Annotated in this window: 16 protein-coding genes and 3 tRNA genes; 4 read left to right on the top strand and 15 right to left on the bottom strand. The window is 69.9% G+C overall.

Features of this window, described 5'->3' with window-relative positions; all coding sequences use genetic code 11:
• Positions 1-43: 43 nt before the first annotated feature.
• From OHB41_RS27540 to OHB41_RS27510, 7 genes are all read right to left on the bottom strand, one after another.
• Complete coding sequence (locus OHB41_RS27540) at positions 44-904, bottom strand: SCO4651 family lipoprotein (protein ID WP_266700826.1); 861 nt, start codon at positions 902-904, stop codon at positions 44-46.
• Between the two features lie 108 nt (positions 905-1,012).
• The gene (locus tag OHB41_RS27535) at positions 1,013-1,912 is read right to left on the bottom strand and encodes an SCO4651 family lipoprotein (protein ID WP_266700825.1); all 900 of its coding nucleotides are present in this window, start codon (positions 1,910-1,912) and stop codon (positions 1,013-1,015) included.
• 168 nt (positions 1,913-2,080) lie between these two features.
• On the bottom strand, positions 2,081-2,806 hold the full coding sequence (gene rplA, locus OHB41_RS27530; RefSeq protein WP_266700824.1) for a 50S ribosomal protein L1: 726 nt from the start codon (positions 2,804-2,806) through the stop codon (positions 2,081-2,083).
• A 105-nt stretch (positions 2,807-2,911) separates the two neighbouring features.
• Positions 2,912-3,346, bottom strand: a complete 435-nt coding sequence (gene rplK, locus OHB41_RS27525) for a 50S ribosomal protein L11 (RefSeq protein WP_020132675.1) — start codon at positions 3,344-3,346, stop codon at positions 2,912-2,914.
• Between the two features lie 168 nt (positions 3,347-3,514).
• Positions 3,515-4,384: a transcription termination/antitermination protein NusG gene (nusG, locus tag OHB41_RS27520; protein ID WP_266700823.1), complete on the bottom strand. Its 870-nt coding sequence runs from the start codon at positions 4,382-4,384 to the stop codon at positions 3,515-3,517.
• Positions 4,385-4,461: 77 nt separating this feature from the next.
• Positions 4,462-4,743 carry a preprotein translocase subunit SecE gene (secE, locus tag OHB41_RS27515; protein WP_153289137.1) on the bottom strand — a complete coding sequence of 94 codons (282 nt, stop codon included), beginning with the start codon at positions 4,741-4,743 and terminating at the stop codon, positions 4,462-4,464.
• A 109-nt stretch (positions 4,744-4,852) separates the two neighbouring features.
• Positions 4,853-4,925, bottom strand: a tRNA-Trp gene (locus tag OHB41_RS27510).
• 249 nt (positions 4,926-5,174) lie between these two features.
• Between OHB41_RS27510 and OHB41_RS27505 the strand changes: the two genes are divergently transcribed.
• The 3 genes from OHB41_RS27505 to OHB41_RS27495 all read left to right on the top strand — a co-directional run bounded on the left by OHB41_RS27505 (position 5,175) and on the right by OHB41_RS27495 (position 8,348).
• Positions 5,175-6,401: a pyridoxal phosphate-dependent aminotransferase gene (locus OHB41_RS27505; protein ID WP_266700822.1), complete on the top strand. Its 1,227-nt coding sequence runs from the start codon at positions 5,175-5,177 to the stop codon at positions 6,399-6,401.
• A 159-nt stretch (positions 6,402-6,560) separates the two neighbouring features.
• Positions 6,561-7,601 carry an adenosine deaminase gene (locus OHB41_RS27500; RefSeq protein WP_266700821.1) on the top strand — a complete coding sequence of 347 codons (1,041 nt, stop codon included), beginning with the start codon at positions 6,561-6,563 and terminating at the stop codon, positions 7,599-7,601.
• Positions 7,602-7,715: 114 nt separating this feature from the next.
• Complete coding sequence (locus OHB41_RS27495; protein WP_266700820.1) at positions 7,716-8,348, top strand: NAD(P)-dependent oxidoreductase; 633 nt, start codon at positions 7,716-7,718, stop codon at positions 8,346-8,348.
• 71 nt (positions 8,349-8,419) lie between these two features.
• On the opposite strand, the gene OHB41_RS27490 is transcribed toward OHB41_RS27495, so the two are convergent.
• The 8 genes from OHB41_RS27490 to OHB41_RS27455 all read right to left on the bottom strand — a co-directional run bounded on the left by OHB41_RS27490 (position 8,420) and on the right by OHB41_RS27455 (position 13,710).
• The gene (locus OHB41_RS27490) at positions 8,420-9,475 is read right to left on the bottom strand and encodes a UDP-N-acetylmuramate dehydrogenase (RefSeq protein ID WP_266700819.1); all 1,056 of its coding nucleotides are present in this window, start codon (positions 9,473-9,475) and stop codon (positions 8,420-8,422) included.
• A 173-nt stretch (positions 9,476-9,648) separates the two neighbouring features.
• The gene (locus OHB41_RS27485) at positions 9,649-11,100 is read right to left on the bottom strand and encodes an MFS transporter (RefSeq protein WP_266700818.1); all 1,452 of its coding nucleotides are present in this window, start codon (positions 11,098-11,100) and stop codon (positions 9,649-9,651) included.
• 98 nt (positions 11,101-11,198) lie between these two features.
• Positions 11,199-11,777, bottom strand: coding sequence for a TetR/AcrR family transcriptional regulator (locus tag OHB41_RS27480; protein ID WP_266700817.1), 579 nt, complete (start codon positions 11,775-11,777; stop codon positions 11,199-11,201).
• Positions 11,778-12,173: 396 nt separating this feature from the next.
• Positions 12,174-12,602, bottom strand: a complete 429-nt coding sequence (locus OHB41_RS27475) for a MaoC family dehydratase (RefSeq protein ID WP_266700816.1) — start codon at positions 12,600-12,602, stop codon at positions 12,174-12,176.
• 2 nt (positions 12,603-12,604) lie between these two features.
• Positions 12,605-13,051, bottom strand: a complete 447-nt coding sequence (locus OHB41_RS27470; RefSeq protein WP_266700815.1) for a MaoC family dehydratase N-terminal domain-containing protein — start codon at positions 13,049-13,051, stop codon at positions 12,605-12,607.
• Positions 13,052-13,257: 206 nt separating this feature from the next.
• A complete protein-coding gene (gene rpmG / locus OHB41_RS27465; RefSeq protein WP_004571794.1) occupies positions 13,258-13,422 on the bottom strand; it encodes a 50S ribosomal protein L33 in 165 nt (54 codons plus the stop codon).
• A gap of 96 nt (positions 13,423-13,518) precedes the next feature.
• Positions 13,519-13,591: transfer RNA gene (locus OHB41_RS27460), tRNA-Met, on the bottom strand.
• Positions 13,592-13,637: 46 nt separating this feature from the next.
• A tRNA-Thr gene (locus tag OHB41_RS27455) sits at positions 13,638-13,710 on the bottom strand.
• A gap of 387 nt (positions 13,711-14,097) precedes the next feature.
• Between OHB41_RS27455 and OHB41_RS27450 the strand changes: the two genes are divergently transcribed.
• Positions 14,098-15,351, top strand: coding sequence for an amidohydrolase family protein (locus tag OHB41_RS27450; RefSeq protein ID WP_266700814.1), 1,254 nt, complete (start codon positions 14,098-14,100; stop codon positions 15,349-15,351).
• Positions 15,352-15,564: the final 213 nt, after the last annotated feature.

Here is a 15,564-nt window from a genome sequence, read left to right as displayed (position 1 = left end):
GAAGGGCGCGCTGTCAAGCAAATCCGCTCGACGGCGCCCGGTTTCAGCCCTGCTGGGCGTCCTTCATCATCTCGGCCAGGTCGACGGTGTCCTTGGCCGGCGGGGCCTTCACCGTCACCGGCTTGTTGTAGTCCAGGAAGGTCACGGTCACGTCGAACGGGCCCTTGTCGGCGGCGGCGCGCACCCGCACCTGCTTGGCGTGGTCGTCCGGTCCGATCCACAGGTCCATCGTGAGCTTGTCGGCGCCCAGGTCCTCGTACTGCTTCAGGCTCTTCTCGCGCTTCTCCCGCGTCGCCTTGTCCTCGTCCTTGAACGTGGCGCGGAGGTCGTCGAGAGTGACCGTGCCCTTGTAGTGCGTGGTCGGGACGCCGTCGACCTTCTCGGTGCCGACCTTCTTCACGTCCTTGGAGCCGGTCAGGTAGGTGGATTCCTGGGACGGGTCCTGGTTGGCCTGGCTCGACAGTCCGCCGGCGCCGCGGCCCGCGGCGGCGTCGGCGCCCTTGGCCGCCCCGGAGAGGTCGAACTTCATCCAGCGCTTGCCGTCCAGCTCCTTGGCCACGGCCTCTCCCCCTCCCAGGTACATCGCCCCGTCGACGACCCGGATCTCGCCCTTGCCGTCGGCGCCCTGGTCGAGAGCGTTCATCTTCATGCTCATGGCCAGCGGCTTCATGCTCATCGCCGCCTGGGCCTCGACCCGGCCGGTCTCCGGGACCTTGCCGGTCATCCGGTAGGTGAGGGAGGTGATGGCCTCCGTGTTCTTCGCCGCCTCGGCCACGGCCGCGGCGGGCGTCATCTTCGGCGACTCGTCACCCTTGGCACAGGCGACGGCGCCACCCCCGAGGACCAGGGCGGTGAGCGCCGCCCCCGTCGCGCCACGACGCACGGAACCACGTACAGAGAACATCAGGATCCCCCCAGGGAACACTTGAACGATTCACAGACTTGGCGAGCCTAGCCCAGGGGGCGCCAGTGGTCTCCCGAATTCTTTTGGCTTTCTTGAACCTCGGTGGCCTCAGCCGGCGGCGCCCTGCGTCTTCAGCAGGTCCTTGAAGTCGGCCGTGTCGCCCGCCGGCGGCGCCTGGCTGGAGACCTTCACCCCGTAGTCGCTGTAGTACGTCGTCGAGGACATCGTGCCGGTCGACAGGTCGCCCTTGGAGACGGCCTTGACGAGCAGGTCGTCGCCGTTGACCCAGATGTCGACGTCCTCCGTCGTGATACCGGCCTGCGTGAACTGCTTCTTCAGGTCGGCGAGCTGGCCCGCGGAGAGGTGCGAGCTCTTGGCCGCGAGGTCCGAGACGTCCACCGTGCCCGCGTAGTGCGTGGTCTGCTCACCGCGGACCTTCTCCTCGCCGACCTTCTTGACGTCGCCGGAGGCCAGCAGGAGCTTCACCGACTGGTTGGGCGAGTTGTTCTGCATCTGGTCCTTGAGAAGGGCTCCTGAGCCGCCCCCGAGCTTCGCCAGGTCGTCGTACCCGTACCTGATCCAGTGCTTGCCGCCGGTCTGCCGGGCGAAGGTCTCGCCCATCTTCGCGTAGTAGGCGTCCGACAGATAGCGGGCCTGCATGGACGTCGCGCCCGCCTTGCGCATCGTCTCGGCCATCGTGCCGCCGGTGTAGGTGATCGTCATGTTGCCGGTGAGGCCGTCGCTCCAGCCCATGACTCCGCCCGACTTCATGGACATCAGCGTGCCCATGGTCGTCGTCGACTCGACCTTGGCCGAGTCCGCGCCGTCGGTGGACTTCTCGGCGGACTGCAGTGCCGCCACGGGGCTCATACGGGTCGTGCTCCTGTGGGCCGCCTTGTCGTCCTTGCCGGACCCCCCCGACGAGCCCGAGGAGCAGGCGGTCACTGTCGTCAGCGCGCTCACCAGAGCGATCGAGAGGGTCACGCGGCGCATGGTCGTGCTCTTCATTCGTCCCCACCCCTATGCGAATCCTGAGAGCCGCACGCTAGCGCAGCGCACTGACACCCCCGCCGGATTTGTGTGTCCAGGAATGGGGACGGGCCCCGCACCTCGAAAGGTTGCGGGGCCCGTACCAAGAACGCGTATGCGACGCGGTCACCGGGTTGAGCGGAGGGCTCAGACGGCGGCCGGGTCCTCCTCGACGAGGAGGTTGCGGGTGCGGTTCGGGTCGACGGGAATGCCGGGGCCGATCGTGGTGCTGATCGCGGCCTTCTTGATGTAGCGACCCTTGGCGGCCGACGGCTTCAGACGAAGGATCTCGTCGAGCGCGGCGCCGTAGTTCTCCACCAGCTTGGCCTCGTCGAAGGAGCTCTTGCCGATGATGAAGTGGAGGTTCGAGTGCTTGTCGACGCGGAACTCGATCTTGCCGCCCTTGATCTCGGTCACGGCCTTGGCCACGTCCGGGGTCACGGTGCCGGTCTTCGGGTTCGGCATCAGACCACGCGGGCCGAGGACACGGCCCAGGCGGCCGACCTTGCCCATGAGGTCCGGGGTGGCGACGACGGCGTCGAAGTCCAGACGGCCCTTCGACACCTCGTCGATGAGCTCGTCGGAGCCGACGATGTCGGCGCCCGCGGCGAGTGCTGCCTCGGCACGGTCACCGGTCGCGAAGACCAGGACCCGGGCGGTCTTGCCGGTGCCGTGCGGGAGGTTCACGGTGCCACGGACCATCTGGTCGGCCTTGCGCGGGTCGACACCCAGACGGAAGGCGACCTCGACGGTGCCGTCGAACTTGCTCGTGGAGGTCTCCTTGGCGAGACGGACGGCCTCGAGCGGGGCGTAGAGCTTCTCCCGGTCGATCTTGGCGTCCGCAGCGCGGAGAGACTTGCTGCGCTTGCTCACTACTGCTCCTGATGTGTTCTGAGGAGTCGTGGTGCGGGCCGAGCAGGCCCTGCCACGGTCGTTCTCGATGTGCGGCTCGCGCCGCGTGGCCTACGAAGGTGGGCGTCAGCCCTCGACCGTGATGCCCATGGAACGGGCGGTGCCGGCGATGATCTTCGACGCGGCGTCCAGGTCGTTGGCGTTCAGGTCGGGAAGCTTGGTCGTGGCGATCTCACGGACCTGCGCCTCGGTGATCTTGGCGACCTTGGTCTTGTGCGGCTCGCCCGAGCCCTTCTCGACGCCAGCGGCCTTGAGGATCATCTTCGCGGCCGGCGGAGTCTTGGTGATGAAGGTGAAGGAGCGGTCTTCGTAGACCGTGATCTCCACCGGGATCACCCAGCCACGCTGCGACTCGGTCGCGGCGTTGTAGGCCTTGCAGAACTCCATGATGTTGACGCCGTGCTGACCGAGCGCGGGGCCGACCGGCGGGGCCGGGTTCGCCGCACCGGCGTTGATCTGGAGCTTGATGAGCCCCGTGACCTTCTTCTTCTTGGGAGGCATGTGCTCTCTCCGGGTCCTAGTGAGAGTTTTCAGCTTCCGTCCGGTTCATCCGGATGGAGGCATACCGCACAACGATAACGGGTATCTATGCGGGGCCAAAAACCGAGCAGGTCAGACGGGCTGCGTGAGCCCGTCTGACCTGTTCGGAAGACGTACGTCCAGAAGCCGCTAGTTCTTCTGGATCTGGTCGAAGGAAAGCTCGACCGGGGTCTCGCGGCCGAAGATCTCGACGAGGCCCTTGACCTTCTTCGAGTCGGCGTTGATCTCGTTGATCGTCGCCTGCAGCGTGGCGAACGGGCCGTCGGTGACGGTGACCGAGTCGCCGACCTCGAAGTCCAGCACCTGGACCTCGACCTTGCGCTGCGGAGCGGGCTTGCCCTCGGCCTCGGCGGCCTCACGCGCGGCCTTCTCCTCGGCCTCCGGAGCGAGCATCTTGACGATCTCGTCCAGGGTCAGCGGGTACGGGTCGTAGGCGTTGCCCACGAAGCCGGTGACGCCGGGAGTGTTGCGGACGACGCCCCAGGACTCGTTCGTCAGGTCCATGCGCACCAGCACGTAGCCGGGGAGCTTGTTCTGACGGATGGTCTTGCGCTCGCCGTTCTTGATCTGCGCGACCTCTTCCTGCGGCACCTCGGCCTGGAAGATGAAGTCCTCGACGTTCAGCGAGACGGCGCGCTGCTCGAGGTTGGTCTTCACGCGGTTCTCGTAACCGGCGTAGGTGTGGATGACGTACCACTCGCCGGGGAGGCTGCGGAGCTCCTCGCGGAGGGCCTCCACGGGGTCGACGGGCTCGGCCGGCTCGGCCTCCGCCTCATCGGCGTCCTCGTCCTCGGCGAGAGCGTCCTCGGGGACGTCCTCGTCCTCGACGTCCTCACCGGACTCGTCCTCGACGTGCAGGGCCGCTTCCTCGGCGGGCTCGCCGGCGGCGGCATCGGCAGCCTCGAACTCGTCCACGACGTCCGCTCCCTCGACGATGTCGAGCTCGTCGTCAACGGACTCGACCGACTCGCTGGCGTCGTTCAGGTTCGGGTCAGACACGGTGGCTGCTTCTTCCTGGATACATGGGGGTGGAACACGCGAAAGGGGCGCCGGTGACGGCGCCCTTCGCTCTCGGCTCAGCCGAAGACGTACTTGGCGGCGTGGTTGAGCCCATAGTCAATCACGGTCACCAGGCCAATCATGATGACGACAAAAACGATCACCACTGTGGTGTACGTCGTCAGCTGATTGCGAGTCGGCCAGACGACCTTGCGGAGCTCCGCGACGATCTGGCGATAGAAGGTGGCGAGGCGCTTCAGCGGGCCCTTCTTGGCACGCTTACCACCCTTGCGAGCCTTCTTCTTGGACTCGGGCGCCTCGGCATCAGGCATGTCGATGGAGCCCACGGCGTCCGTCACTCGTCCTCACCTGATTCCGGGTCGTGGCCGTGCCGCGCCCGGTTGAGCCGCACGGCGGTGCATTGCAGTACGTACATGCGTGCACACATCCTGGCGAAGGAGTGTGTAGCAGGGCCGGAGGGACTTGAACCCCCAACCGCTGGTTTTGGAGACCAGTGCTCTACCAATTGAGCTACGACCCTTTGGTTTTCCCCCAACGTACCGCATCCGACCGAGTGCTCGCTGTACGCACGGCGGGTGCGGCCGGTGAAGGCCAACGAGGTGAGAGTGTACGTGGTCCGGGGCCGGTCGTCGAACAGAAAGTGTCCGTAAGGGCTTTGTGCGTCGGAGACCGACCGGTGGGCGGCGCGCGTCCGGACTGGCGTTCTCACGCTGTTCAGTCTGTGAAACCCGCGTGCCGGGGGCGTTTCCGGTCTGAAACGATGGGGCCCATGAGCGCTGCAACCCCTCCCACCGAGCGCCGGGTCTCCGCCCGAGTCGGCGCGATCTCCGAGTCCGCCACTCTCGCCGTGGACGCCAAGGCCAAGGCCCTCAAGGCCGCCGGGCGGCCGGTGATCGGCTTCGGCGCCGGTGAGCCCGACTTCCCGACCCCGGACTACATCGTCCAGGCCGCCATCGAGGCCTGCTCCAACCCGAAGTACCACCGCTACACGCCCGCCGGCGGCCTGCCCGAGCTGAAGGCCGCCATCGCCGCCAAGACCCTGCGCGACTCCGGCTACGAGGTGGAGGCCGCCCAGGTCCTGGTGACCAACGGCGGCAAGCAGGCCATCTACGAGGCCTTCGCCGCCATCCTCGACCCGGGCGACGAGGTCATCGTCCCGGCTCCCTACTGGACGACCTACCCGGAGTCCATCCGTCTCGCCGGCGGTGTCCCGGTCGAGGTCGTCGCCGACGAGACCACCGGCTACCGCGTGTCCGTCGAGCAGCTGGAGGCCGCCCGCACCGAGCACACCAAGGTGCTGCTCTTCGTCTCCCCGTCCAACCCGACGGGCGCGGTCTACACCCGCGAGCAGATCGAGGAGATCGGCCGCTGGGCCGCCGGCAAGGGCCTCTGGGTCCTGACCGACGAGATCTACGAGCACCTGGTCTACGGCGACGCCGAGTTCCACTCCGTGCCCGTGGTGGTGCCCGAGCTCGCCGACAAGTGCATCGTCGTCAACGGCGTGGCGAAGACGTACGCCATGACCGGCTGGCGCGTGGGCTGGGTCATCGGCCCCAAGGACGTCATCAAGGCCGCGACCAACCTCCAGTCGCACGCCACCTCGAACGTGTCCAACGTGGCCCAGGTCGCCGCCCTCGCCGCCGTCTCCGGCGACCTGACGGCCGTGGCCGAGATGCGCGAGGCCTTCGACCGCCGCCGCAAGACCATCGTGCGCATGCTCAACGAGATCGAGGGCGTCCTGTGCCCCGAGCCCGAGGGCGCCTTCTACGCGTACCCCTCGGTCAAGGCCCTGATCGGCAAGGAGATCCGCGGCAGGCGCCCCCAGGACACGGTGGAGCTGGCCGCGCTCATCCTGGAGGAGGCCGAGGTCGCGGTCGTCCCCGGCGAGGCCTTCGGTACACCGGGATATCTGCGTCTGTCGTACGCCCTGGGTGACGAGGATCTCGTCGAGGGCGTCAGCCGGATCCAGAAGCTGCTGGCCGAGGCGCAGGACTGACGTCCCCGGCGCCTCCCGTCGTACGTTTCGCGTCGTCGCGCTCCACGCGCGTGTGCGGGCCGTTTCCCCCCGGGGAGACGGCCCGCTTCTTCGTGCGAGCAAGACCACTAAAGGGGAAAGCGCTACCGGGACGACCCGGACGTGCGGCAGGATCCTGGAATGGAGCGCGTACGTGATCTCTCTGAACTGCCGAAAGCCCATCTGCACCTGCACTTCACCGGTTCGATGCGGCCGTCCACCCTGCTGGAGCTGGCCGACAAGTACGGCGTCCGGCTGCCCGAGGCCCTGACGGAGGCGCTGACCAGCGGGGAACCGCCGAAACTCCGGGCGACCGACGAGCGCGGCTGGTTCCGCTTCCAGCGGCTGTACGACGCGGCACGGTCCTGCCTCAGAGAGCCCGACGACATCCGGCGGCTGGTGCGCGAGGCCGCCGAGGAGGACATCAGGGACGGCTCCGGGTGGCTGGAGATCCAGGTCGACCCGACCTCGTACGCGCCTCGCCTGGGCGGCCTCATCCCGGCCCTGGAGATCATCCTGGACGGCGTCGACTCGGCCGTGCGCGAGACCGGCATCGGGATGCGGGTCCTGGTGGCCGCGAACCGTATGAAGCACCCCCTGGACGCCCGCACGCTGGCCCGGCTCGCGGTGCGTTACGCGGACCGGGGCGTCGTCGGATTCGGGCTGTCGAACGACGAGCGGCGGGGCATGGCGCGCGACTTCGACCGGGCCTTCGCGATCGCGCGCGAGGGCGGGCTGCTGTCCGCGCCGCACGGCGGCGAACTGGCCGGACCGGCCTCGGTCCGCGACTGCCTGGACGACCTGCACGCCACCCGGATCGGGCACGGGGTGCGCGCCGCCGAGAACCCGCGGCTGCTGGCGCGGCTCGCGGAGCGCGGCATCACCTGTGAGGTGTGCCCGGCGTCGAACGTCGCCCTGGGCGTGTACGAGAAGGCGGAGGACATCCCCCTGCGCACGCTCTTCGACGCCGGTGTCCCCATGGCCCTCGGCGCCGACGACCCGCTCCTGTTCGGCTCGCGGCTCGCCGCCCAGTACGAGTTGGCGCGCCACCACCACGGCTTCACGGACGCCGAACTGGCCGAGCTGGCCCGCCAGTCCGTACGGGGCTCGGCGGCACCCCAGGACGTCAGGGAGAAGCTGCTGGCCGGCATCGACGACTGGCTGGCCGCCCCGGTCGCCTGAAGAGAGTGACCGTCGCGAGGGCCCATCGGCGACGGGGATTCCGCCCGGCAGCGCGCGTCCGTCGGCCGGCCGGCCGACGGAGACGCACATGACTTCGTCCAAGGGGAACACGCCATGAAACTGACCGTCTTCGGTGCCACCGGCGGTATCGGCCAGGAGATCGTCCGGCAGGCACCGGCCTCCGGTCACCAGGTCACGGCCGTCGTACGGGATCCGGCACGGCTGTCCGTCACGGGCGCGGACCTGGAGGTCCTCCGCGCGGATCTCACCGACCCCGAGGCGCTGCGCCCCGCGGTCCGGGCCCGGGACGCGGTCCTCTCCGGGCTCGGCGCCCGCAGCCGCAAGGACGCCGGGGTCGCGACCCGGCTGACCCGTACGGTGCTCGGCGCGATGCGGGCCGAGGGGGTGCGCAGGCTGCTGGTGGTGAGCGCGGGGCCGGTCGGCCCCGACGCCGAGGGCGCCTCTTTCGCCGACCGTGCCGCGCGGGGCCTGATCTCGGTGATCCTGAAGGACGTCTACGCCGACCTGAGAGCCATGGAGGGCGAACTGGCCGGGAGCGCGACCGACTGGACGGTCGTGCGCCCGCCGCGGCTCCAGAACAAGCCGGTGACCGGCTCGTACCGGACGGCGGTCGGGGGCTTCCCGCTCAGAGGCCGCTTCATCGCGCGCGCCGACGTGGCGCACGCGATGCTGGCGATGATCACCGACGCGCGGACGGTGCGACAAGGGGTGGGGATCGCCTACTGAGCCCATGCGGGGACGGTGGGACAGGGGGCGCGGGTCGCCTCCCGGGCCGACGCGAATCGGCCGGACACGGCCTACAGGCGCACGCCGACCGTCACCGGTTCGTTGACCAGGGTGATCCCGAAGGCGTCGCGCACCCCGGTGACGACCTCGCGGGCCAGCGCGAGCAGGTCCTCGGTGGTGGCCCGGCCGCGGTTGGTGAGGGCCAGCGTGTGCTTGGTGGAGATCCGGGCGGGCCCGGAACCGTACCCCTTGGTGAATCCGGACTTGTCGATCAGCCAGGCCGCGGACGTCTTGGTGTGTCCTTCGCCCGCCGGATAGGCGGGCGGCACGACGTCCGAGCCGAGCCGCTGCGCCACGCGCGCGTGGAACGCGGCGAACTCGTCGTCCGTGAGGATCGGATTGGTGAAGAACGACCCGGCGGACCAGGTGTCGTGGTCCTCGGGGTCGAGCACCATGCCCTTGCCGGAGCGCAGCTTCAGGACGGTTTCGCGGGCCGCGGCGAGGGGCACGCGGTCGCCGGGCTCCACGCCCAGCGCGCGGGCCGTCTCGGCGTACTTGACCGGCGCCGACAGACCCGCCGCGTCCTCCAGCTCGAACCGGACGCGCAGCACGACATGGCGCTCGGGGTCGGCCTTGAAGCGGCTGTGGCGGTAGGAGAAGGAGCAGTCGGCGTTCGTGAGGGTGACCGTCTCGCGCGTCTGCCGGTCGTACGCGATCACTTCGGTGATGGTCGACGACACTTCCTGACCGTACGCGCCCACGTTCTGGATCGGGGTCGCGCCGGCGGAACCGGGGATGCCGGCGAGGCACTCGATGCCCGCGAGTCCGGCCTCGACGGTGCGGGCGACCGCGTCGCTCCACACCTCGCCCGCGGCCAGCTCCAGGCCCGTCCCGTCGAGCGCGAATCCGCTCGTCGCGATGCGCAGGGCGGTTCCGGCGAAGCCCTTGTCGCCGATGACGAGGTTCGATCCGCCGCCGATCAGCAGCAGCGGGGTACCGGTGTCGTCGGCCTCGCGGACGGCGGCGATCACCTCGGCGTCGGTCGTGGCGGTGATCAGCCGGGTCGCGGGCCCCCCGAGCCGGAAGGTGGTCAACGGGGCGAGCGGGGCGTCGTGGAGTTCCTGCACGGGCTCAAGACTACGAGAAGGCTCGGGGCTCTCGGCCCGCGGTACGGACGGGGCGAGCCGCCGGGTGACCGCCGCGCCGGCAGGCGGCTCGCGGACGGCGTGGGGACGGCGGGGAGACGGCCCCGCCGTGGAGGCGGGGCCGTCTCGTGTCGTACCGGATGCGGACGGGCGGTTCAGCGGGAGGCGGTTTCCAGAGCCGGGGTGAGGGTGGGGGCCGGGCCCTCGGTCACGGTCTCCGAGCGCGCCGCACGCCGTGCCGACGGGATGAGCAGCACCGCGACTCCCGCCAGGGCGACCACCGCGGAGCCCACCACCAGCGCGGGCCGCAGGCCGTCCACGAAGGTCTTCGCGGTCTCGTAGCCGCCTTGTGCGGAGAAGATCGACGACATCACCGCGATGCCGAGCGCACCGCCCACCTCACGCAGCGCGTTGTTGGCGCCGGAGGCGATGCCCTGTTCCTGCGGACGGACGCTGGACATGACCAGGTTGGACGCCGGGGCGAAGTACAGGGACATTCCGATGCCGCTGATGATCAGGGCGGGCAACTGCTCGGCGTACGAGACGTCGGCGGCGACCACCAAGGCGTAGTAGGCGAGCCCGACGGCCTGCAGGAAGAGCCCGGTGGCGACCACGGGACGTCCGCCGATGCGGTCGGAGAGGTAGCCGGCGACCGGCGCGACGAGCATCGGCATACCGGTCCAGGGCAGCATCCGCAGGCCCGCCTCGGTGGGCGAGTAGCCGAGGACGCCCTGCATGTACTGGCTGAGCAGGAAGATCGAGCCGAACATCCCGAGGAACATCAGCAGGCTCGCGGCGTTGATCCCGGCGAAGGCGCGGGAGCGGAAGAGCCGCATCGGCAGCATCGGGTTCTTCGCCCGGATGCCGTGCAGGACGAAGGCGGCGAGCAGCGCGGCACCGGCGAGCAGGCCGGTCAGCACGATCGGGCTGGTCCAGCCGTCGGCGGGCCCGCGGACCAGGCCGTACACGATTCCGAAGAGGCCGCCGCTGGCGAGCAGGGTGCCGGGGATGTCGAGCCGGGCACCGGCGCCGTGGGACTCGGCCAGACGCAGCCGGGCGAGCGGGAGGAGGGCGAGGCCCAGCGGAACGTTCAGCCAGAAGATCCAGTGCCAGGACACGTGTTCGGTGAGGCTGCCGCCGATGAGAGGCCCGGAAGCGACCGCGAGTCCGTTCACGGCGCCCCAGATCCCGTACGCCATCCCGCGCCTGGCGGCCGGTACGGCGGCCGTCAGCAGGGTCAGCGTCAGCGGCATCATGATGGCGGCGCCGACGCCCTGGACCGCGCGGGCGGCGATCAGCGAGTCGATGCCCGGGGCCATGGCCGCGGCGGCGGAGGCGCCTGTGAAGACGGAGAGGCCGACGAGGAAGAGCCTGCGGCGGCCGAAGCGGTCGCCCAGCGCGGCGCCGAACATCAGCAGGACGGCGAAGGTGAGCGTGTACGCGCTCACGGTCCATTCCAGGTCGTCCAGCGCTCCCCCGAGGTCCTTGCGGATGGAGGGCAGGGCGGTCGTGACCACGAGGTTGTCGAGGGCCGCCATGAATCCGGCGACGCTGGTGATGACGAGGGCCCAGGTGGCTCCCCCGCGCCGTGCTGTCTGCTGTGACATCGCTCCCCCTAAGAGTGATTCACTCACGTTGATTAGTTATTGATGACTAACTTTCGCGCCCATGTAAAGGCGACGCCCGCCGCCTTCCCGATGAACGTCTATCCGCCCGAAACCCCGGCGCGCCCGGCCACCCGCGACTCCGGATAGATCCCTTCCCAGACCCGGTGGCCGGCCGGAAACCCCATGGCCACGAAGCAGTTGATGAGCATTCCGTACGCCAGGAAACTCGTCGTCTCCCCCACGTCGGCCCCGAGCGGCAGATGGACCGTGTCCCACAGCCGCGTCCAGCCGCCCCGCACCGCCTCGCCGAACTCGCGGTCGCCGGCCTCCTCGGCGGCCGCCACCGCGGTGTACGTCTGCATCTGCATGAGCAGCCGCTCCGGGTGCTCCGCGATGACCCGCGTGTACGCGGTCGCCATGGAGTGCAGGGCCTCCTCGCCCTCCAGCCCCTCGGAGGCCTCCTCGAAGGTGCGGCGGATGTCCTCGAGACAGCGTTCGGCCGCCGCGAGGAAGATCGCCTTCTTGCCCGGGAAGAGCCGGAAGAGGTACGGCTGCGAGACGCCCACACGCTTGGCGATCGCCTCGGTGGAGGTGCCGTAGTAGCCGCCGCGGGCGAACTCGCCGATCGCCGCGCGGATGACGCTTTCGCGCCTGTCCTCTGCGCTCATCCTGACCATGCGAGAAAGTTAGTACTCAATCACTAACTACGTCAAGAGGGTTCGGAAAATGGGGCGGGGCGTGTCCTGTGGGGTGCGCGGGGAGGGTTCCGTGAGGTGCGCGGGGCGTGTTCCGTGAGGTGCGCGGTGGGGGCCGTCAAGCGCGCGGAGGTCACGAGCCGCAGGGTGCGGCGCACTGGTGAGGATGAGTAAGGGGCGCCCGCAATGGGCGGGCGCCCCTTCCCGTTGCCCGTTGCCTGTTACCCGTCGCCGCCCGCTGTCGGCGGCCGCGGTCGGCGGTCGGCGGTCGGCGGTCGGCGGTCGGCCAAGCCGTACGGCCGTGACCTGACCGGCCGTACGAGCCGCCACCGAACCGGTCGTGCGACCCGCCCGTCGGGCCTGCCGCACGACCCGCCGTCAGGCCAGCCGCACGACCGCTCGCGACATGCCCAGGACCTTCTGGCCCGCGCTCGTGGCGGTGAGGTCGACGCGGACGGTGTTGTCGTCCAGCTTGGCCGCGACCTTGGCGCTGACCTCGACGGTCGCTCCCTTGTCGTCGTTCGGCACGACGACCGGCTTGGTGAACCGCACGCCGTACTCGACCACCGCGCCCGGGTCGCCGACCCAGTCGGTGACGACGCGGATCGCCTCGGCCATGGTGAACATGCCGTGCGCGATGACGTCGGGGAGACCGACCTCGACCGCGAACTTCTCGTTCCAGTGGATCGGGTTGAAGTCCCCGGAGGCGCCCGCGTACTGCACGAGTGTGGCGCGAGTCACGGGGAAGGACTGGGCCGGCAGCTCCGTACCGACCTCGACATCACCGTAGGTAATCTTCGCCGCCATGATCAGCCCTCCGCCCGTGCCACGAGTTTGGTGATGGCCGTCACCACGTGCTCGCCCGTCTCGTCGTGGACCTCACCGCGGATGTCCAGGATGTCGTTGCCGGCCATGGACTTGATCGCCTCGATGGTCGAGGTGACCGTGAGCCGGTCGCCCGCGCGCACCGGGCGGGTGTAGGCGAACTTCTGGTCACCGTGCACCACGCGGCTGTAGTCGAGACCCAGTTGGGGGTCCTCGACGACCTGCCCCGCGGCCTTGAAGGTGATGGCGAACACGAAGGTCGGCGGGGCGATCACATCGGCGTGCCCGAGAGCCTTGGCGGCCTCCGGGTCCGTGTACGCCGGGTTGGTGTCCCCCACGGCCTCCGCGAATTCGCGGATCTTCTCCCGGCCCACCTCATAGGGCTCGGTGGGCGGGTAGGTCCGCCCCACGAAGGACTGGTCGAGCGCCATGGGCCCGGAACCTCCTGGTATTCAGCCGGTGCGGCGTATGCCGCGGTGCAGCGGATCCCGGCCGGCGTCCGGCGCCGCGCTGCGGCACTCGGTCCTGGCCGACGGCCGGTGTCGAGCGCCCGGCGTTCGGCACGCCCGGCATCCGACGGGTGAACGACGCGAGGCCGCCCCCGTTACTGGGGACGGCCTCGTGTACGAGCCTGAAATTATCGCGTTTCGCGGTGCGCGGTGTGCGCGTTGCAACGCGGGCAGTGCTTCTTCATCTCCAGTCGGTCCGGGTCGTTACGCCGGTTCTTCTTGGTGATGTAGTTCCGCTCCTTGCACTCCACGCAGGCCAGCGTGATCTTCGGGCGGACGTCGGTGGCAGCCACAGGAGTGCTCCTTGACGAACGGATGGGACGATAAGACGTTTAACGCATAGAAGAGTAGCCGATCGAAGGACCGACCCCACAATCGGCTACTGTCTGTAGCGGTGACCGGACTTGAACCGGTGACACAGCGATTATGAGCCGCTTGCTCTACCGACTGAGCTACACCGCTGTGATGCGATCAGAACCCGTCTTGCGACGGGCACCTCACACACCAGAGCCCCAATACGGAATCGAACCGTAGACCTTCTCCTTACCATGGAGACGCTCTGCCGACTGAGCTATTGGGGCGAGCGATGAAGACATTACACGCTCGCCCGCCGATCGCCCAAATCCGTTTCGCGGCACCCGCCCCGGCCTGTTCCCGGCCGCTTCCCGGCCGCTCCCCGGCCCGCCTCCCACCCGTTCCTCACGCCCCTCCCGGACGGTGCGTCACGACCGCGACACGCGGCGCTCGCGCCCCCTGGATCACGGACGCATCCCCAGGTCCGGGGCCCCTCCCGAGCGCCGGACCACACCGGTACGACTATTGCGCTCCTCCCCGACGAGGACGGTTCGCCAGCCTAGGCTCGACCCACGCTGCGTGATCTTGACCGCCTACTCTCCGTCACCCCACCGTCCACAACAGCACTCTCCGCAACCGACTCCCCGCAGTCGCCCCCGAGCCCCAGGAGCGCGATGCCCGACAGTCAGTCGCAGCCGCCCCACTCGTCGTCGTCGGCGTCGGGACGGACCGACACCGCCACCCTGCTGCTGTGCGGAGCGCGGCTCACCGACGGCCGGACCGTGGACGTACGGCTCGGCGGCGGGCGCATCGAGGCGGTCGGTACCGCGGGCAGCCTGGCGACGGAACCCTCCGGAACGCGGACCCCGAAGGTGGACCTCGGCGGCTTCCTGCTCGTGCCGGCCCCCGCCGAGCCCCACGCACACGGCGACACGGCTCTGACGGCCGAGGGCGACGGACCCGTCTCCCACGACCCGCACGAGGTCCAGCGCCGGGCCACCGAGGCCGCGTTGCTGCAGCTCGCGCACGGGGCGACGGCACTGCGCTCGCACGTGCGCGTCGGCGACGTACAGGGGCTGGGCGCACTGGACGCGGTGCTCCAGGCACGGCGCGCGCTGCGAGGGCTCACCGAGCTGTCGGTGGTGGCGATGCCGCGCCTCCTCAGCGGGATCGCCGGGGCCGACGGTCTCGCGATGCTGCGGGACGCCGTGAAGATGGGCGCCTCGGTGGTGGGCGGCTGCCCGGACACCGACCCCGATCCCACGGGGTACGTGGAGGCGGTCCTGGAACTCGCCTCCGAGCACGGCTGCCCGGTCGACCTGCACACGGACGCCACCGACCCCGCCCGGCTCGGACGGCTCGCGGCGATGGCGGGCGGACTGCGGTCCGGGGTGACGCTGAGCCCGTGCGCCGGGCTCGGCCGGCTGCACGCCGAGGCGGCCGCCCTGGCGGCCGACCAACTCGCCGCCGCGGGCGTCACCGTGGTGTGCCTGCCGCAGGGCGGCTGCGGGGGTTCGGAGCGTCGCGGGACGGCCCCGGTACGGCTGTTACGGGCTGCCGGAGTACGGGTCGTGGCGGGCGGCGGCGCACTGCGCGACGTGGCGAACCCGGTGGGCCGCGGGGACCCCCTGGACGCGGCGTACCTGCTGGCCTCGCGGTACGGGCTGCGCCCCGAGGATGCGTACGAGGCCGTGAGTTCCGGGGCGCGGTGCGCGCTGGGGCTGCCCGAGGTGCGCGTGGAGGCGGGATTTCCGGCCGAGTTGCTCGCGGTGCGCGGGGACGGGCTCGCGGGAGCACTGTCGCTCGCGTACAGCAGGATCGTGGTGCACCGGGGGCGCGTGGTGGCGCGGACCAGCGCCGTGCGTGAGTACTGCGACTCGGCCGCGGGCCTGGACCTGCCGCGGCAGGGCGGCGGGGATCCCTCCTGAAGCGCTCTCGCCTTCCCGACCCTCAGGAGCGGTGCCCTTGCCGTGTGTTGAGGGTGGAGAGCGGAGAGCGGGAAGGGAACGGAAAGAGATCCGCCGTATTCCCCCCTCCCCCCTTTTCGCTTCCCCTCTTCCCCCTTCCTCGCTCCCCTTTTCCTCCTTCCTCGCTCCCGCGTCCGATCACCCGTTCGCAAGATCACTCTCGTGACCCGTGAG

Source organism: Streptomyces sp. NBC_01571, from assembly GCF_026339875.1.
Lineage (GTDB): Bacteria > Actinomycetota > Actinomycetes > Streptomycetales > Streptomycetaceae > Streptomyces.
This window is presented reverse-complemented; position numbering and strand designations above follow the sequence as displayed.